The organism is Klebsiella sp. 141240 (assembly GCF_050600805.1).
Lineage (GTDB): Bacteria > Pseudomonadota > Gammaproteobacteria > Enterobacterales > Enterobacteriaceae > Klebsiella > Klebsiella aerogenes.
Genome location: NZ_JAQIRK010000011.1, coordinates 1 through 17623, shown reverse-complemented (window position 1 = coordinate 17623; position 17623 = coordinate 1). Strand labels below are relative to the sequence as shown.

Annotated in this window: 16 protein-coding genes; 13 read left to right on the top strand and 3 right to left on the bottom strand. The window is 57.6% G+C overall.

Going from position 1 to position 17623, the window contains the following annotated elements; genetic code table 11:
- Positions 1–9: 9 nt before the first annotated feature.
- From PGQ95_RS18165 to trpS, 10 genes are all read left to right on the top strand, one after another.
- Complete coding sequence (locus PGQ95_RS18165) at positions 10–267, top strand: EutN/CcmL family microcompartment protein (protein ID WP_015368471.1); 258 nt, start codon at positions 10–12, stop codon at positions 265–267.
- Positions 268–284: 17 nt separating this feature from the next.
- Positions 285–1439 carry a 1-propanol dehydrogenase PduQ gene (locus tag PGQ95_RS18160; protein WP_430918951.1) on the top strand — a complete coding sequence of 385 codons (1155 nt, stop codon included), beginning with the start codon at positions 285–287 and terminating at the stop codon, positions 1437–1439.
- A 25-nt stretch (positions 1440–1464) separates the two neighbouring features.
- Positions 1465–4851, top strand: coding sequence for a choline trimethylamine-lyase (gene cutC / locus PGQ95_RS18155; RefSeq protein ID WP_430918949.1), 3387 nt, complete (start codon positions 1465–1467; stop codon positions 4849–4851).
- A gap of 85 nt (positions 4852–4936) precedes the next feature.
- Positions 4937–5884, top strand: a complete 948-nt coding sequence (gene cutD, locus PGQ95_RS18150) for a choline TMA-lyase-activating enzyme (protein WP_045395444.1) — start codon at positions 4937–4939, stop codon at positions 5882–5884.
- 12 nt (positions 5885–5896) lie between these two features.
- Positions 5897–6295, top strand: coding sequence for a BMC domain-containing protein (locus tag PGQ95_RS18145; RefSeq protein WP_430918947.1), 399 nt, complete (start codon positions 5897–5899; stop codon positions 6293–6295).
- The gene (locus tag PGQ95_RS18140; RefSeq protein WP_015368476.1) at positions 6292–6912 is read left to right on the top strand and encodes a phosphate propanoyltransferase; all 621 of its coding nucleotides are present in this window, start codon (positions 6292–6294) and stop codon (positions 6910–6912) included. Before PGQ95_RS18145 ends, PGQ95_RS18140 begins: the two co-directional genes overlap by 4 nt.
- A gap of 12 nt (positions 6913–6924) precedes the next feature.
- On the top strand, positions 6925–7593 hold the full coding sequence (locus tag PGQ95_RS18135) for a hypothetical protein (protein WP_430918945.1): 669 nt from the start codon (positions 6925–6927) through the stop codon (positions 7591–7593).
- A 31-nt stretch (positions 7594–7624) separates the two neighbouring features.
- Positions 7625–8038, top strand: a complete 414-nt coding sequence (locus tag PGQ95_RS18130; RefSeq protein ID WP_087859652.1) for a DMT family transporter — start codon at positions 7625–7627, stop codon at positions 8036–8038.
- A 17-nt stretch (positions 8039–8055) separates the two neighbouring features.
- The gene (locus PGQ95_RS18125) at positions 8056–8385 is read left to right on the top strand and encodes a DMT family transporter (protein WP_004204123.1); all 330 of its coding nucleotides are present in this window, start codon (positions 8056–8058) and stop codon (positions 8383–8385) included.
- Between the two features lie 200 nt (positions 8386–8585).
- On the top strand, positions 8586–9593 hold the full coding sequence (gene trpS, locus PGQ95_RS18120; RefSeq protein ID WP_430918943.1) for a tryptophan--tRNA ligase: 1008 nt from the start codon (positions 8586–8588) through the stop codon (positions 9591–9593).
- Positions 9594–9639: 46 nt separating this feature from the next.
- On the opposite strand, the gene PGQ95_RS18115 is transcribed toward trpS, so the two are convergent.
- Positions 9640–11034: a diguanylate cyclase gene (locus tag PGQ95_RS18115; protein ID WP_430918941.1), complete on the bottom strand. Its 1395-nt coding sequence runs from the start codon at positions 11032–11034 to the stop codon at positions 9640–9642.
- 371 nt (positions 11035–11405) lie between these two features.
- Here PGQ95_RS18115 and PGQ95_RS18110 point away from each other — a divergent pair, with 371 nt between their 5' ends.
- Genes PGQ95_RS18110 through PGQ95_RS18100 form a run of 3 tightly spaced genes read left to right on the top strand, consistent with a single transcriptional unit; the run spans position 11406 to position 16350 of the window.
- Complete coding sequence (locus tag PGQ95_RS18110) at positions 11406–12470, top strand: HlyD family secretion protein (protein ID WP_113374576.1); 1065 nt, start codon at positions 11406–11408, stop codon at positions 12468–12470.
- Positions 12467–15226: a ribosome-associated ATPase/putative transporter RbbA gene (gene rbbA / locus PGQ95_RS18105; RefSeq protein WP_430918939.1), complete on the top strand. Its 2760-nt coding sequence runs from the start codon at positions 12467–12469 to the stop codon at positions 15224–15226. Before PGQ95_RS18110 ends, rbbA begins: the two co-directional genes overlap by 4 nt.
- Positions 15226–16350, top strand: a complete 1125-nt coding sequence (locus tag PGQ95_RS18100; RefSeq protein ID WP_430919029.1) for an ABC transporter permease — start codon at positions 15226–15228, stop codon at positions 16348–16350. Before rbbA ends, PGQ95_RS18100 begins: the two co-directional genes overlap by 1 nt.
- Positions 16351–16378: 28 nt before the next feature.
- Here PGQ95_RS18100 and PGQ95_RS18095 read toward each other — a convergent pair whose 3' ends face one another.
- Positions 16379–16696, bottom strand: coding sequence for a hypothetical protein (locus PGQ95_RS18095; RefSeq protein ID WP_020079735.1), 318 nt, complete (start codon positions 16694–16696; stop codon positions 16379–16381).
- A 324-nt stretch (positions 16697–17020) separates the two neighbouring features.
- The gene (locus PGQ95_RS18090; protein WP_020079736.1) at positions 17021–17296 is read right to left on the bottom strand and encodes a DUF2574 family protein; all 276 of its coding nucleotides are present in this window, start codon (positions 17294–17296) and stop codon (positions 17021–17023) included.
- Positions 17297–17623: the final 327 nt, after the last annotated feature.

Below are 17623 nucleotides of genomic sequence, written 5' to 3'. Positions count from 1 at the left end.
CGATAAACGATGATTCTCGCAAAGGTAACCGGCCATGTCGTCGCCACGCAAAAATGCGATGAGCTACGCGGCAGCAACCTGCTGTTGATCACCCGCTTAGATGACAAACAGCAGCCGATGAAAGACCAGACCTGGGTCGCCGTCGATAACGTCGGCGCCGGCATGCACGACATCGTGCTGGCGGAAGAGTACTTCGCGCTCAATAAAGACCGCTACAAAGCGATGTCGGTGGTCGCCATTGTCGAGAACGTGTTTCGGGACGCCTAACAGGAGTGAATAGCCCAATGAGTGAATTTTTACTGAAACCGCGGATTTGCTTCGGTCAGAACGCCCTCTCGGTGCTGAACGAACTTTCCGCCCGCAGCGTGCTGCTGGTGACCGATAAAGCGATGGTGAAGTTTGGTCTCGCCGAGCGCGTCACCGCCCTGTTGCGCCAGCGCGGGATCGCCTGGCAGATGTGGGACGACGTAGTGGCGGATCCGGATATCGCCACCGTGGTGCGCGGCATGAAGTTAATGGATAACCACTATCCAGATCTGGTTATCGCGCTCGGCGGCGGTTCGGTAATCGATGCCGCCAAAGCGGTTATTTTCTCCCTGGCGCAAACCCGTCCGCAGACTGACCGCCCGCGTCCATGCTTTGTCGCTATCCCAACCACCAGCGGTACCGGCTCGGAAGTCACCGCCTTTTCGGTGGTGAAAGCCAACGCGGAGAAGCTGGTGCTGGTGGATGCGTCGCTGCTGCCGGATATCGCCATTCTTGACCCGGCGCTGGTGGCTTCGGTGCCGCCGGCCATTACCGCCGACACCGGCATGGACGTGCTGTGTCACGCCCTTGAGGCCTACGTCTCCCGCGCCGCCAGCGACTTTTCCGACGCGTTGGCGGAGAAAGTGGTGCAGCAGGTATTTCGCTATCTGCCGACCTGCTGGCGCAGCGGCGACAACCTACAGGCGCGTGAAAAGATGCATAACGCCTCCTGCATGGCGGGGATGGCCTTCACCAACGCCTCGCTTGGGATCACCCACAGCCTGGCCCACGCCCTCGGCGGCATCTTCCGCGTGCCACATGGCCGCGCCAACGCCCTGTTGATGGCGCAAGTCGTCGCCTGGAACGCCGATTTCGACGGTCAGTGCGACACCCTTGCGGCAACGAAATATGCCCGTCTGGCGCATCTGCTGGATCTGCCAGCCGCCTCGCCGCGCCAGGGCGTCGCCAGCCTGCTGGTCGCCATTCAGGCTTTAAAAGAAGAGATGAGCATGCCCTCCGGCATTAGCGACACCGGCATTGAGGCGGCTGAATTCGAACGCCGTTTGCCGGAGATGGTCGGCCAGGCGCTGCGCGATAGTTGTACCCCTACCAACCCACGCGCGCCGGACGCTAACACGTTAACCGAGCTTTATCGCCGGGCCTGGTCCGGTCATCCCGTACAGGGCCACTGATAACAAGATTTGGAGAACCTTACCCATGGCACACTACAGCTTAACGCCGCGCGTCAAAGTGCTGGCAGACCGTTTACGCTCACAGGCAAGCAGCCTGTGCACCGAGCACGCCGCGATCCTCAGCGCGCTGGATAGCGATATCGCAGGCATTCCCGCCGCCGTCAAACCGGCTCGCCGTTTCTATGAACTGATGCGCCAGCTGCCGCTGACCATTAGCGCCGACGAACTGATCGTCGGTAACCAGACCCGTAAACCGCACGGGGCGATTTTCCATGATGAAAGCGCCGCGCATCGGCCATCCGTATTCCAGTTCCTCAACCTCAACAGCGATCTCGATTCACCGGACTACAACCTGGTCGTCGAAAAAGGCGTGCTGGCGATTAAGCACCAGTTGGAAGAGAAAACCCGAGCCCTCGGTAGCGCCGTTAGCCGCAGCGGTATGGATGAAGTCAACGGCTGCCGCGCCGCCATCTACGCCTGCGATGCCCTGCTCGCGCTGGCGCAAAATCTGGCCAACAGCGCCGAGCAGCTGGCAGCTGCAGAAACCAATACTTATCGCAAAGCCGAGCTGCTCGATAGCGCGGCCATTCTGCACCACGTTCCGGCCCATCCGGCGCGTAATTTCAAAGAAGCCTGCCAGGCGTTCTATCTGTTCCAGCTGGCGCTACAGCTGGATAACGGCAGCTATGCGGTTAACCCGCAAGGGGCGGATAAAGCGCTGCTGCCTTACTTCCAGCGCGATATCAACAGCGGCGCGCTGAATAACCAGCAGGCCTATGAAATCGTGGAGTGCCTGTGGTTCAAGCTGGCGGAACTGAGCGAAGTCCGCGCCGCCTGCGCCATTGACGGCTATCCGATGCTCGACGCCATGCTGCACGGCGCCTCTTTTGACAACGCCGAAGTGAACGAACTCTCGGCGATGTTTATCAGCGCCCAGCGCAACCTCAGCGCGCTGAATCTGCCGGTGCGTCTGTTTAGCGGCGCACAACAGGTCAGCCACGCGCCGTTCGCCGCCTGCGCCGACACGCCGGCGATAGAAGGCTTAACCCCGCGTATGCAGCGCCTGCGTAACCACTACCTGACGGTACGCCCGAGCGTCTCTATCTATCGCGCGCTGGCCTTTACCGAAGTGGTCAAAGCCAACCCTGGCATGCCGACCATTTTGCTGCGCGCCAAAGCTTTCCGCCACGCCTGTGAAACCGCGCCGATTCTGATTCAGGACGATGAGCTGATCGTCGGCCATCCGTGCGGCAAGCCGCGTGCGGGCGCCTTCTCGCCGGATATCGCCTGGCGCTGGGTACGCGATGAGCTCGACACCATGAGCACCCGCCCGCAGGATCCGTTTGAAATCAGCGAAGCGGATAAAAAAACCATTCGCGAAGAGATCGTCCCGTTCTGGGAAGGGCGTTCGCTGGATGAGATTTGCGAAGCGCAATACCGTGAGGCCGGCGTCTGGGCCTTCAGCGGCGAGACCTTCGTCAGCGATCTCTCCTATCACCAGATTAACGGCGGCGGCGATACCTGTCCGGGCTACGACGTGCTGCTGTTCACCAAAGGGATGAACGGCATTAAAGCCGATGCCGAGGCGCATCTGGCCAGCCTGAGCATGGAAAACCCGGAAGATATCGACCGTATCTACTACTACAAAGCGGCGATTGAAACCTGTGAAGGTGTGGTCAACTACGCCCGCCGCATCGCCGCCCACGCCCGCGAACTGGCGGCTAAAGAGCAAAACGCCCAGCGCCGCGCCGAGCTATTGACCATCGCCGAAGTGAACGAAAACGTGCCGGCCAATCCGCCGAAGACCTTGCAGGAAGCGCTGCAGAGCATCTGGACCGTCGAATCGCTGTTTGAAATCGAAGAGAACCAGACCGGGCTGTCGCTGGGCCGCGTCGACCAGTACTGCTACCCGATGTTCGAAGCCGATATCCGCGAAGGCCGTCTGACCCACGAGACCGCGCTGGAGCTGCTGCAGGCGTTCATCATCAAATGCGCTGAACTGATGTGGATGTCGAGTGAGCTGGGAGCGAAATATTTCGCGGGTTATCAGCCGTTTATCAACCTCACCGTTGGCGGCCAGAAACGTAGCGGCGGCGATGCCTGTAACGATCTGACCTATCTAATTATGGACGCGGTGCGTTTCGTGAAGGTTTATCAGCCGTCGCTGGCCTGCCGTATCCACAACCAGTCGCCGCAGAAATACATGGAAAAAATCGTCGACGTGGTGAAAGCGGGAATGGGCTTCCCGGCCTGCCACTTCGATGACTCCCACATCAAGATGATGCTGCGCAAAGGCTTCGATTTTGAAGACGCCCGCGACTACTGCCTGATGGGCTGCGTTGAACCGCAGAAATCCGGGCGCATCTATCAGTGGACCTCCACCGGCTACACCCAGTGGCCTATCGCAATTGAATTCGTACTCAACCGCGGGCGGATGGTGCTGTTCGATAGCTATCAGGGGCTGGACACCGGCGACCTGCGCGACCTGCGCACTTTCGACGAATTCGACGCGGCGGTAAAACAGCAGATCGCCCATATCGTGCGCCTGTCGGCCATCGGCACCGTCATTAGCCAGCGCGTCCATCGCGATGTGGCGCCGAAGCCGCTGATGTCGCTACTGGTCGAAGGCTGCATGGAGAGCGGCAAAGATGTCGCCGCCGGCGGCGCGATGGTCAACCACGGTCCGGGGCTGATTTTCTCCGGTCTGGCGACCTACGTCGACTCGATGGCGGCGATCCGCAAGCTGGTGTTCGAAGAGAAGAAATACACCCTTGAGCAGATCCGCGATGCGCTGCTGGCCAACTTTGAAGGTTACGAAGCGCTGCGCCGCGACTGCCTGAACGCGCCGAAATACGGTAACGACGATAACTACGTCGACCAGTACGCGCTGGATATTACCGAATGGACCGAGAAAGAGTGCCGTAAGTACAAGATGCTCTACTCGACCCTTAGCCACGGCACCCTGTCTATCTCCAACAACACGCCAATCGGCGAGCTGACCAACGCCACGCCGAACGGCCGCCTGGCGTGGATGCCGCTCTCCGACGGCATCAGCCCTACCCAGGGCGCGGATAAACAAGGCCCGACGGCGATTATCAAGTCGGTCAGCAAGATGAACGTGGAAACCATGAACATCGGCATGGTGCACAACTTCAAGTTCCTCAAAGGGCTGCTGGATACCCCGGAAGGCCGCCATGGCTTGATTACCCTGCTGCGTACCGCCTCGATTCTCGGCAACGGCCAGATGCAGTTCAGCTACGTCGATAACGAAGTGCTGAAGAAGGCGCAGCAGGAGCCGGAGAAATACCGCGACCTGATCGTTCGCGTCGCCGGCTACAGCGCCTACTTCGTTGAGCTGTGCAAAGAGGTCCAGGACGAGATCATCAGCCGTACGGTGATTGAGAAGTTCTAGTTCTCTTAATGGGAATTATTTGAGCTGTATTTGAGAAATAACCGGAAGTTCTCCGTCCCGTAACGGGACGGAGCGGGAGGCAAGCGTGATCGCAAAACAAGAATTAACGGGCCGAATTTTCAATATCCAGAAATATTCGATCTATGACGGCGATGGCATTCGCACGCTGGTGTTTTTTAAGGGCTGCAACATTCGCTGCCCGTGGTGCGCCAACCCGGAAGGGCTGAGCAGTCAGTTCCAGGTGATGTTTTCGCACGACAAATGCATTAACTGCGGCGACTGCGTCAGCGTCTGTCCGGCGGGTATTCATTATCGGGCGGAAGAAAACGGCGAAATGAAGCACTTCGTCGACCGCAATAAAGACTGCATTGGCTGTCGCAAATGCGAAGAGATTTGCACCCAGAACGCGCTGGACATTATGGGCAAGGACGTCACCGTTAGCGAGCTGATGGAGATCATCATGCAGGACTACGACTTTTATATCTCCTCCGGCGGCGGTGTCACCATCGGCGGCGGCGAGATGAGCCTGCAGACCGATTTTGCCGTCGCCTTATTCAGCGAATGCAAAAAGATGATGATTAACACCGCCGTCGAAACCCAGGGCACCACCCCGCTTGCCAACTACCAGAAGCTGGCGCCGGTCACCGACACCTTCTTATTCGACATAAAGCAGATTAACAGCGAACACCACAAGGCGATGCTTGGCATCGGCAACGAAGGAATCCGCCGCAATCTCGAATGGCTGGTGGATTCCGGCGCCAACGTCATTGTGCGTATGCCGCTCATTCGCGGCTACAACGACTCATTCGACGCCATTACCGGCGCCATTGATTACGTACAGAAGCTGGCGAAGCGTGGAAATATCCGCCGCATAGACATGCTGCCGTACCACCAGTTGGGACGCAAAAAGTACGAACGCCTGGATATGCCCTACCCGATTACCCAGGACCCGTCTTATTCACCGGACGAACTGGACCGGCTGGAAACCTTCTTCCAGCAATTTGATTTTGATATTCGCTTAGTCCGCCATTAACAGGAGCCGACCATGAAAAGTTTAGGCGTAATTGAAACGCGAGGATGGGTCGCCGCCATTCAGGCCGTCGACGCCGCCTGTAAAGCCGCGGGAGTGACCTGCATTGGCTATCGCAAACCAGGCTCCGGGCTGGTGAGCGTCTGCTTTGAAGGGGAAATCAGCGCCATCCACACCGCTATCGAACGCGGCGTGGCAGTGGCTGGCGCCGAGCACACCGTGAAGTCGCTGGTGATCGCCCGCCCGGAGCGCTGCGTGGTTGAAGCGTTAAGCAACCTCAAAGGCAACCCGCCGCCTGCGAAAAAAGCGGCCGAGCCTGTGGTTATCGCCGCCCCGGAACCTATCGCCCCCCCTGCCGCCCCGAACGAAGCGGAAGAGAAGCATCCGGCGCTGAAGAAAGGGAAGAAGTCATGATCGACACCCTGGTTCGCGAAAAAATCGCCGCCCGCCTGAGCGCAACGGCGCCGGCGATCCCGGTGGGGATCTCCAACCGCCACGTCCATCTCGCGCAACAGGACGTCGAGGCGTTGTTCGGCAAAGGCTACAGCCTGACGCCATTTAAACCGCTGCGCCAGCCGGGGCAGTTCGCCGCCCAGGAGTGCGTGACCGTTGTCGGGCCGAAGGGCTCGCTGACCAACGTCCGTGTCCTCGGGCCGACCCGCCCGGTTTCGCAACTGGAAGTGTCGCGCGCCGACTGCTTCACGCTGGGGATTAAGGCGCCAGTTCGTGAGTCCGGCCAGCTGGAGAATGCCGGTAGCGCGCTGCTGATTGGGCCCGCTGGCCACGTTGAACTCCATTCACAGGTGATCTGCGCCTGGCGGCATATTCATATGTCGCCGCAGGACGCACGCCGACTCAACGTTAGCAATGGCCAGAAGGTCAGCGTGCGCAGCAACGGCGAGCGCCAGCTGACTTTCGATGAAGTGGTGGTGCGGGTGCGCGATGACTTCGCGCTGGAGTTTCACATTGACACCGAAGAAGCCAATGCCGCCGGGTTGAAAAACGGCGCGCAGGTGACGCTCATCGGCTAACGGAGGCTCGCCATGACCGACGAACAGATTGAAGGTTTAGTTGCGCGTGTTTTGCAGCGCCTGCGCCCGCCGGTACTGGTGATGGTGACCGCTGCTGACGGCTATCGCGCGGCTATCCGCCAACGCCTGGCGGGAAGCGGCTATCCGCTACGCCTCGCGCTGGAGGATGGCCTCGCTGACGCCGCCGCGTGGCGGGAGGTCGGCGAGATAATTCCCTCTTCGGCCTGGCAGGATGCCCTTCCGTCAGCGCCGTGGCGGGCGGTACTGCTGCCGTTTCTCGATTATCCGCTGGCTGCAGACCTGCTGAACGGCACGCTCAGCAGCCCGCTCGCCCGCTGCGCGCATGAGGCGCTGCTGAAGGGTATTCCCGTGCTGGCGCTGCGCTATCACTGCGATCCGCTCAGCGAACTCAACCAACTGTGCGGCGCTCAGGCCGACAGCGCCTATGCCGGGCATCTGCAGGCCACGCTGGCTCGTCTGGAAGCCTGCGGCGTCTTCCTCGGCACCATGAATGAGCTGCTGGCGACGCTGGACGCGCCCACCGCGCCAGCCGCCGCCAGCCGCGAACCGCGCCGTTATCTCACCGTCACAGACGTGGTGAATAATCCGGCGCTGGCGGCGGCCCCGCACGCGCAGCTGACCGATGCGGCCATTGATTATTTAAAAAACAGAAAGATATGACCTTACCCAACTATGAACCTGGAGCTTAACGATGTCTTCGAAAACAAAATGCTGGTTATGGATGCTGCTGGTTATCCTCTCCGAAACCTCGGCAACCTCGACGTTAAAAATGTTCGGTAGCAGCGAAGGCAGCACAAAAATGCTGCTGCTCGGCCTGCTGATTGTCCTCTACTGCACCTGCTATTACTCGCTCTCAAGGGCGGTGAAAGATATCCCGGTAGGCCTGGCGTACGCCACCTGGTCCGGTACCGGCATCCTGGTGGTCTCGACGCTGGGAATGGCCTTCTACGGCCAGCACCCGGATACCGCCGCCATCATCGGCATGGCGGTCATCGCCAGCGGCATCGTTATCATGAACCTGTTCTCGAAAATGGGTTCTGAAGAGAGCGAAGAAGCCGCGCCCGCCGCGCCAATCGCGTCTATGGATAAGAAAATCGCCAACTAACAGGAAAGGAATACCCTATGTTTAATCTAGGATTTTTATGGCTGGCGCTGTCTATCGGCTCCGAAATCACCGGCACCTCGATGATCAAAAAAACCAACGGCTTCAGCAAACTGGCGCCTTCAGTGCTGGTGGTCTGCGCCTACGGCCTGTGCTACTTCGCCCTCACCCGCGCGATGAGCACCATTCCGGTGGGCGTAGCCTACTCGCTGTGGTGCGGCTTCGGTATCGTCGGCGTCACCATCTGCTCCATGATCCTCTATAAACAGAAGCCGGACCTGGCGGCCATTATCGCCATGGCGCTGATTATCTCCGGCGGCGTGATCATGAACGTCTTCTCGACCATGTAATACAAGGCGGGTTTACCCCGCCGTGATTTCGTGGCAGGATAAAAAGATGAACAGAAACGTTATCGTTACCTACCCCCGTCGTTGGTGGCTGCCTGCATAACAGGCGGCAAGATACACGTTTCCATTTTCAAAGCCGCCGGAAGGCGGCTTTGTTATTTTCAGGACGTCTTTCGGCTGAACAGTCTGATAAGGAGTCCTTGATGAACCATCCACAAACCATTCTCACCGGCGACCGCCCGACCGGCCAACTACATCTTGGCCACTACGTCGGCTCGCTGCGCCAGCGCGTCGCGCTGCAGCACGACCACCAACAATTTATTCTGATCGCCGACCTGCAAGGGCTCACCGATAACGGCAGCAACCCGCAAAAAATCAGCCACCATATCCTCGAAGTCATGGCCGATTATCTGGCCGTCGGCATCGACCCCAGGCTCACCACTATTTGCCTGCAGTCCGCTCTGCCCGCGCTGGCTGAGCTCAGCGCGCTGTATATGAATATCGTCACCGTCGCTCGCGTGGAACGTAATCCGACGGTAAAAAATGAGATTGCCCAGAAGGGATTCGCCCGCTCGCTGCCGGTTGGCTTTCTCGCCTATCCGATTAGCCAGGCCGCCGATATCACCGCCTTCAAGGCCGAGCTGGTGCCGGTGGGCGACGATCAGCTACCGATGATTGAGCAGACCAACGAAATCGTCCACAAAATGAACAGCCTCACCGGCGAACCGGTGCTCCACCACTGCAAAGCGCTACTCAGCGAAGTGAGCCGCCTGCCGGGCGTCGACGGTAATGCCAAAATGTCGAAATCGCTGGGCAATACGCTGACGTTATCAGCCAGTGAAGAGGAGATTCACCGCGCGGTCAGCGCGATGTATACCGACCCGACACACCTGAGAGTCTGCGATCCGGGGCATGTCGACGGCAACGTGGTGTTCACCTATCTCGACGCTTTCCTTAGCGATAAGGCGCGGGTTGCTGAGATGAAAGCCCACTATCAGCGCGGCGGGCTGGGCGATCGCCAGTGTAAGAATGAACTGGAAACCTGTTTGCAGGAGCTACTGGCGCCGATCCGTGAACGCCGGGCCACTTACAGTCAGGATAAAGGAATGCTACTGGAATTGTTGCGCCAGGGCAGCGAACGCGCCCACCAGCTCACGCAGCAGACGCTGCATGAAGTGAAGCGCGGGCTGGGGCTGCCGGTACTGTTCTGAGCTTCAGAGCCCTGCCCCGGTCGCGCTACGTTTACCGGGGCTCGTTTTACACCCTGCCTTTATGCATCTTCACGCAGTTGCGCCCCTCGCGTTTGGCGGCGTACAGCGCATTATCGGCATCGCGCAACAGCAGGTTGTAATCGGGATGGCCGGAGTGCACGGCATAGCCAATGCTGGCGGTGATCGGGATCTGCGTATCGCCGCCAACGTTAAACGCCAATTGGCTAATTTTCTTCCGCAGGCGGTCGAGGATGGTAAACGCTTCTGACAAGCCGGTCTCCACCAGCACCAGCAGAAACTCTTCCCCGCCGTAGCGGAAGATATAGTCGCTGGAACGGATATTATCGCTGAGCAGTTCCGCGACATGTTTAATCGCCCGGTCGCCGACCATATGGCCCCAGTTATCGTTAATGCCTTTGAAATGATCGATGTCGACGATCGCCACCGTCATCGGCAACTCATGCTCCATCGCCAGCGTCACTTCATGCTTCAGCACCACCGGCAAATAGCGGCGGTTAAGTAGGCTGGTTAACGCATCTTTGCCATTTTGCATCTGCGACAGGCTGCTAAAAATCACCCCCAGTTGGCTGCCTATTTGCTGGCAATGAATATGGATCCCCTGAATCAGGTTTTGTGTATTTTTATAATCCATGGCAGAGGCGGATGCTCGCCATCCTATTAATAAGTCGTCGACCTGCGAAATTAATGCGGCGATTTCGTCCATCTGGCTATTTTTGTTAAAATAGCGCACGCACTTATGGCGGAACCATAGGCCAAATTCCGACTCAGATAATAACGTAGCGTTAGTATGTGCTTTATTTTCGCTAACAATATTAAAAATCGCCGTATTTTCCCAACCGGAAAGCGCCGCCTGCTGTTTGCCATATTCCATCGGGACATTGTCCATCAAACTATACAGGCGATACGCCTCTTCGTTTTTGGTCGCCCGATAGTGCGATAAGGTATAGGCATGGCACATCATCTCAACGGCCATATTAATCGCCATAATAGCGTAATAAATGGCATCGACGGCAATCTGGCGGTCGCTAACGTGGCTGCGGATATACTCGATAAGCCCGGCCTTAATCTGCCGGGCGCCGCGCAGAACCGCCTCCGCCGGGATGCCGATCCGCGCGTGGATGCTGCCAATCTGATATTGCCGTTCCGCCAACGCCGGCAACTGCGCTTTATCGCTGGTCAGGATCTCCTTCACCCATAGCGCCAGCGAGCGGCTCAGACGCTCCTGAACTAAATCATAAGTCAGGTGGCGGGCAATATCCGGATCCTGAAAAATAAAATCATAAAACCGGGCCGCTAACGCTTCCGATTGCTCCTCTGCGATATTTTTAAGTACCTCCTTAACGGCTGGCGTCAGGCTGTCATACAGAGGTAGCCACTCCTTAAAAATAACAGAGATATATTTTTTGCTTTCATCGTTCATGAATAAAGCGCTCGCCGGGCGTTAGTCTATTTCGGGGTTGCCGATCATACATGAGTTGCCGCAGGTCAACCAGACGAAGAAAATCATAGGGATAGCGTAGTTCTCAGCCATTACAGTGAGGGGCTCGCAATTCCATAGTTTATATATGGACTTTGGCGCAACCGATGTTAGTATCCAGATTATAAATATGCGTGTTTCATTTAAGGCCAGGATTGCTGATGATGACCACTCTAAAAGCACATCTTCCCCACCGGTTGGCAACGTAACAGGATTTTGCGCCGGACGGCCTTATCTCCTCTTTTTTTATCGTCCCGCCGGGCGAAATAGCGAAACGCGCACCACTCAGCAATATGGAACAGAGCGAGTCGCGTATGGACAAGAACAAACGACGTTGGACCGGGTATATCGTAGTTGCAGCGGTAATCATCGCCGCAGCATGGTGGATGTTGCGCCCGGCCGGGCTACCGCCGGGCTTCGCCGCCAGTAATGGCCGCATCGAGGCGACGGAAGTCGATATCGCCACCAAAATTGCCGGGCGTATCGAGACGATTCTGGTCAAAGAGGGGCAGTTCGTCCATAAAGGCGATGTGCTGGCGCGGATGGATACGCGGGTACTTAACGAGCAGCGCCTCGAAGCCGCCGCGCAAATCAAAGAAGCGCAAAGCGCGGTTGCCGCCGCCAACGCGTTACTCGACCAGCGGCAGAGCGAAATGCGCGCCACCGAAGCGGTGGTGAAGCAACGCCAGGCGGAGCTAGACTCCACCGCTAAACGCCACGTCCGTTCCAGCACCCTTTCACAGCGTGGCGCCGTCTCCGCTCAGCAGCTGGATGACGATCGCGCGGCCGCTGAAAGCGCCCGCGCGGCGCTGGAATCGGCGAAAGCGCAGGTCTCTGCCGCCCGCGCCGCCATTGAAGCCGCCCGTACCAGCATCATTCAGGCCAAAACCCGCGTTGAAGCCGCCGAAGCCACCGAACGGCGGATCCTCGCCGATATCGACGATAGCCAGCTGAAAGCGCCGCGCGACGGCCGCATCCAGTATCGCGTTGCTGAGCCAGGCGAAGTGCTGGCCGCCGGGGGGCGGGTATTGAACATGGTCGACCTGGCTGACGTCTATATGACCTTCTTCCTGCCAACGGAACAGGCGGGTCTCCTGGCGCTCGGCAGTGAAGCGCGCTTGATCCTGGATGCCGCGCCAGAGCTGGTGATCCCGGCAAATATCAGCTTTGTCGCCAGCGTCGCGCAATTCACGCCGAAAACGGTAGAAACCAGCGACGAGCGGCTCAAGCTGATGTTCCGCGTCAAGGCGCGCATTCCGCCAGAACTACTGGAGCAGCATCTGGAATATGTCAAAACCGGCCTGCCTGGGATGGCCTGGGTACGACTGGATAAGCAGAAAAGCTGGCCTGAAGCGCTGACGGTGAGGTTGCCGCAATGAAACTGACGCCGCAGGATACTTCGCCCCCCGTCGCCCTGCTGGAAAACGTTGGCCAGCAGTTTGGCGCTACCATCGCGTTGCGCGATATCAACCTGGCGATTCCGGCGCGGCGTATGGTTGGCCTGATTGGCCCGGACGGGGTCGGTAAATCAAGCCTGCTCTCGCTTATCGCCGGGGCGCGGGCCATCGCGCAGGGTAACGTGATGGTGCTCGGCGGCGATATGCGCGACGTTCGTCACCGCCAGCAGGTATGCCCGAAAATCGCCTGGATGCCGCAGGGCCTGGGGAAAAACCTCTACCATACGCTATCGGTCTATGAAAACGTCGACTTCTTCGCTCGCCTGTTTGGTCACGATAAAGCCGAGCGTGAACTTCGTATCAACGAACTGCTGCAGAGCACCGGGCTGGCGCCGTTTCGCGATCGCCCCGCCGGTAAACTCTCCGGTGGAATGAAACAAAAACTTGGGCTGTGCTGTGCGCTGATCCACGACCCGCAGCTACTCATCCTTGATGAACCGACTACCGGCGTCGACCCGCTCTCCCGCGCGCAGTTCTGGGATCTAATCGACAGCATTCGCCAGCGTCAGCCGGAAATGAGCGTGCTGGTCGCCACCGCCTACATGGAAGAGGCTGAGCGCTTCGACTGGCTGGTGGCGATGAACGCCGGCGAGATTCTGGCGACCGGTAGCGCGGCGGCGCTCAAAAAACAGACCGGTAGCCAGACACTGGAACAGGCATTTATCGCCCTGCTGCCGGAAGCGCAGCGCCTGGCGCATAAAGACGTGGTCATCCCGCCGCGCGACAGCAGTGAGGAAGAGATCGCCATTGAAGCGCGCGGCCTGACCATGCGCTTCGGCAACTTTGTCGCCGTCGACCACGTTAACTTTCGTATCGCCCGTGGCGAAATTTTTGGCTTCCTCGGCTCTAACGGCTGCGGCAAATCCACCACCATGAAGATGCTAACCGGCCTGTTGCCCGCCAGCGAAGGCGAGGCCTGGCTGTTTGGCCAACCGGTCGATCCGAAAGATATCGCCACCCGCCAACGAGTGGGTTATATGTCGCAGGCCTTCTCGCTCTATAGCGAACTGAGCGTACGGCAAAACCTGGAGCTGCACGCCCGCTTGTTTCACATTCCGGACCATGAAATAGCTGGCCGGGTCGCAGAAATGAGCAAACGCTTTATGCTGACCGAGGTTGAAGACGCGCTTCCCGCTGACTTACCGCTGGGGATCCGCCAGCGTCTGTCATTAGCGGTAGCGGTAATCCATCGCCCGGAGATGCTGATCCTCGATGAACCCACCTCCGGCGTTGACCCGGTGGCACGCGACATGTTCTGGCAGCTGATGGTCGACCTGGCGCGGCAGGATCGCGTCACCATCTTCATTTCTACCCACTTTATGAATGAGGCGGAACGCTGCGATCGCATCTCGCTGATGCACGCCGGCAAGGTGCTGGCCAGCGATACGCCGCAGGCGCTGGTTGAGCAACGTGGCTCCGCCAGCCTCGAAGAGGCGTTTATCGCCTGGCTGCAGGAAGCGGCGGATGCCGCGCAACCGACCGTTTCTGTCTCTACAACGCCCGCGCCGCCTGCTGTCGCATCACAGCAGAAGAATGCGTCCCCACGCCAGTCATTCAGCCTGCGTCGCCTGTTTAGCTATAGCCGCCGCGAAGCGCTGGAATTGCGCCGCGATCCGGTGCGATCGACGCTGGCGCTGCTGGGGACGGTGATCCTGATGTTTATCATGGGGTATGGGATCAGCATGGATGTCGAGGATCTGCGCTTTGCCGTCCTCGACCGCGATCAAACGATCAGCAGCCAGAACTGGTCGCAGAATATCGCGGGCTCACGCTACTTTATCGAGCAGGCGCCACTGCAGAGTTATGACGAATTGGATCGTCGAATGCGTAACGGCGAGCTGGCGGTGGCAATAGAAATCCCGCCAAACTTTGGCCGCGATATCGCTCGCGGTACGCCGGTGCAGATTGGCGTGTGGGTGGACGGCGCAATGCCGAATCGCGCGGAAACGGTGCGCGGATACGTGCAGGCGATGCATCTGGCCTGGCTGCAGGAGATGGCCGGGCGGCAAAGTAGCCCGAATCGTGAGACCTCGCTCATTTCCATCGAGACCCGCTATCGCTATAACCCGGACGTGAAAAGCCTGCCGGCCATCGTCCCGGCGGTGATCCCGCTGCTGCTGATGATGATCCCGGCGATGCTCAGCGCGCTCAGCGTAGTGCGTGAAAAAGAGCTCGGTTCGATCATCAACCTGTACGTGACGCCGACCACCCGCAGCGAATTCTTGCTCGGCAAACAGCTGCCTTACATCGTGTTGGGGATGTTTAACTTCTTTCTACTGTGCGCTTTATCGGTCTTCGTATTTGGCGTCGCGCATAAGGGGAGTTTCCTGACCCTCTCCCTGGCGGCGCTGCTGTATGTCACCATCGCCACCGGGCTGGGTTTGCTGATTTCGACATTTATGAAGAGCCAAATCGCCGCTATTTTCGGTACCGCGATTATTACGCTAATTCCGGCCACCCAATTCTCCGGGATGATCGATCCGGTGGCATCTCTGGAAGGGCCAGGTCGCTGGATCGGGCAAATCTACCCGACCAGCCATTTCCTGACCATCGCCCGCGGCACCTTCTCCAAGGCGCTGAATATTAGCGATTTGTGGGTTTCGTTCATTCCACTATTGATTGCGGTGCCGCTGGTGCTCGGGCTGAGCGTGTTGCTGTTGAAGAAACAGGAGGGATGATGCGCGGATTACGCAATATCTATAACCTCGGCATCAAAGAGCTGCGCAGCCTGCTCGGCGATAAAGCGATGCTGGCGCTGATCGTGTTTGCTTTTACCGTATCGGTTTACTCCTCGGCCACGGTAATGCCCGGCTCACTGCACCTGGCGCCTATCGCCATTGCCGATATGGATAAATCACAGCTCTCATCGCGGATCATTAACGGCTTTTATCGGCCGTGGTTTTTAACGCCGGAGTTGATCAGCGCCGATGAAATGGATGCCGGGCTGGATGCGGGACGATACACATTCGCCATCAATATTCCGCCAAACTTCCAGCGCGATGTGCTGGCCGGTCGCCAGCCGGAAGTGCAGGTCAACGTCGACGCCACGCGAATGAGCCAGGCCTTTACCGGCAACGGCTATATCCAGAATATTATCAGCGGTGAAGTGAACAGCTTTGTCGCCCGCTATCGCGACAACAGTGCGCTGCCGGTAGAGCTGGCGGTGAGGATGCGCTTTAACCCTAACCTTGAGCAAGAGCGCTTCGGCGCGGTGATGGCGATTATTAACAACATCACCATGCTGGCAATTGTCCTCACCGGCTCGGCGCTTATCCGCGAGCGAGAGCACGGCACCATTGAGCACCTGCTGGTGATGCCGGTAACGCCGTTTGAGATAATGATGGCAAAAATCTGGTCGATGGGGCTAGTGGTACTGGTTGTCTCCGGGCTGTCGCTAGTGCTGATGGTGCAGGGAATTTTGCAGGTACCGATTGAGGGGTCGATTCCGCTGTTTATGCTGGGAGTTGCGCTCAGCCTGTTCGCCACCACCTCCATTGGCATTTTTATGGGCACGCTCGCCCGTTCTATGCCGCAACTGGGGCTACTAATGATCCTGGTGCTGCTGCCGCTGCAGATGCTCTCCGGCGGATCCACGCCACGGGAGAGTATGCCGCAGCTGGTTCAGGACATTATGTTGACCATGCCGACCACCCATTTCGTCAGCCTCGCGCAGGCGATACTTTACCGTGGCGCCAGCTTTGCCATCGTCTGGCCGCAGTTTTTAATCTTGTTCGCTATCGGCAGCGCTTTCTTTACCATTGCGCTGATGCGTTTTCGCAAGACAATTGGTGAGATGGCATAAAACCTGGAGCTGGCGCTGCGCCGATGGCTTATTTTTGACGATTCATAAAGCGGCGCAGACCCCAGGTGAAGGCCATCGCCATACTGAAAAGAATGAATAACAGCACAATCCAGCTGATAGAAATGCGCAGCAACGTGCCGGGCGTCATAAATGGCTGAAGATAAACGGTGAAAGAGTGGGCAGGCGATTTCCCCAGCAGTTGATAGGCGCTATCGGTAAGCCACACGCCAACCCGGCAAAACAGCCAGATAATCGCCGGCCAGCAGAGCAGAACCAGAAAGGTAAAGCGCTCCTGAATGTAAGTAACGATCTGGCGCAACGGCGGCCAGTTAAGCAGGATTTTCATTTATATTCTCATATTGCCAGCCGATGACCTGCAACATTCATCGCAAGGCACTTCGGGCAGCATCCATACAGGCAATCTACCCTATTTGTATATCAAATTTACCGTCACTTAAACCAGATCAAGTTAACAAAGTGTTAATGATGTCTCTCATTAACGCCAAAAGAGTGGATAACACCTGTCGATCGTGGAAATAAGTGGGGAGAGAAGTATTAAGCGGTGGGAATAAATTTTCAAGTCTACAAGTGGCTGATTTTTATAGCTGATAGCAGCGCGCCATTATTTCGCCGCTGGGCAATATAATGGCGCGGAAATATAAGTGGGTGATTAATCGTAGCTGCTGATAATTATTTTCCTGTTCGCATCATTCGGTAAATTCACCGTTTGGGTAACCACCCCATGAGAAGGGACTGCCATATTTTGCGTGTTAATGAGGTAAGTATTTTGCCCACAACGCTGTTGAGCCTTTTCGTTAATGATATTGGTGCTGCAGGTAGGTGTCGCCACACGCCCGGAGATCGTTAATGTAGCGGTATCAGCAGCGAATGCAGGCAAGCTCAATCCATAAGCTAATGTCAGAATCCCAATTAGCGGTTTTTTCATTGAATTTATAACCAGTTAACAGGATGAGAAATAAGCGATTTGCTTTCTATTTTTCTCCCTCAGGAGAAGTGATGCGTTGATGTCATCACGCAGGAAAGATAATCCATATAATTAATAAGGACAATTATACTGAGAGCTATTAGTGCGATAGGTATTACTGATGTTAACGAACCAGGCGGCCGGGTCGGGTATTTTCCCGGAGGCGGTGCTGCGCACCTTTTCCGGGCTACGGGGTCTGTAGCCCCGGTAAGCGCAGCGCCACCGGGGAGATGGCGGCGCGTCTGGCCGCAAAACACAAAAACAAAAGGCCCAGTCTTCCGACTGAGC

Excerpts from the sequence above, each read along its gene's own strand:
- PGQ95_RS18165 (WP_015368471.1), top strand. The coding sequence starts at position 10 with ATGATTCTCGCAAAGGTAACCGGCCATGTCGTCGCCACGCAAAAATGC.
- PGQ95_RS18160 (WP_430918951.1), top strand. The coding sequence starts at position 285 with ATGAGTGAATTTTTACTGAAACCGCGGATTTGCTTCGGTCAGAACGCC.
- cutC (WP_430918949.1), top strand. The coding sequence starts at position 1,465 with ATGGCACACTACAGCTTAACGCCGCGCGTCAAAGTGCTGGCAGACCGT.
- PGQ95_RS18145 (WP_430918947.1), top strand. The coding sequence starts at position 5,897 with ATGAAAAGTTTAGGCGTAATTGAAACGCGAGGATGGGTCGCCGCCATT.
- PGQ95_RS18140 (WP_015368476.1), top strand. The coding sequence starts at position 6,292 with ATGATCGACACCCTGGTTCGCGAAAAAATCGCCGCCCGCCTGAGCGCA.
- PGQ95_RS18135 (WP_430918945.1), top strand. The coding sequence starts at position 6,925 with ATGACCGACGAACAGATTGAAGGTTTAGTTGCGCGTGTTTTGCAGCGC.
- PGQ95_RS18130 (WP_087859652.1), top strand. The coding sequence starts at position 7,625 with ATGTCTTCGAAAACAAAATGCTGGTTATGGATGCTGCTGGTTATCCTC.
- PGQ95_RS18125 (WP_004204123.1), top strand. The coding sequence starts at position 8,056 with ATGTTTAATCTAGGATTTTTATGGCTGGCGCTGTCTATCGGCTCCGAA.
- trpS (WP_430918943.1), top strand. The coding sequence starts at position 8,586 with ATGAACCATCCACAAACCATTCTCACCGGCGACCGCCCGACCGGCCAA.
- PGQ95_RS18115 (WP_430918941.1), bottom strand. The coding sequence starts at position 11,034 with ATGAACGATGAAAGCAAAAAATATATCTCTGTTATTTTTAAGGAGTGG.
- PGQ95_RS18110 (WP_113374576.1), top strand. The coding sequence starts at position 11,406 with ATGGACAAGAACAAACGACGTTGGACCGGGTATATCGTAGTTGCAGCG.
- rbbA (WP_430918939.1), top strand. The coding sequence starts at position 12,467 with ATGAAACTGACGCCGCAGGATACTTCGCCCCCCGTCGCCCTGCTGGAA.
- PGQ95_RS18100 (WP_430919029.1), top strand. The coding sequence starts at position 15,226 with ATGCGCGGATTACGCAATATCTATAACCTCGGCATCAAAGAGCTGCGC.
- PGQ95_RS18095 (WP_020079735.1), bottom strand. The coding sequence starts at position 16,696 with ATGAAAATCCTGCTTAACTGGCCGCCGTTGCGCCAGATCGTTACTTAC.
- PGQ95_RS18090 (WP_020079736.1), bottom strand. The coding sequence starts at position 17,296 with ATGAAAAAACCGCTAATTGGGATTCTGACATTAGCTTATGGATTGAGC.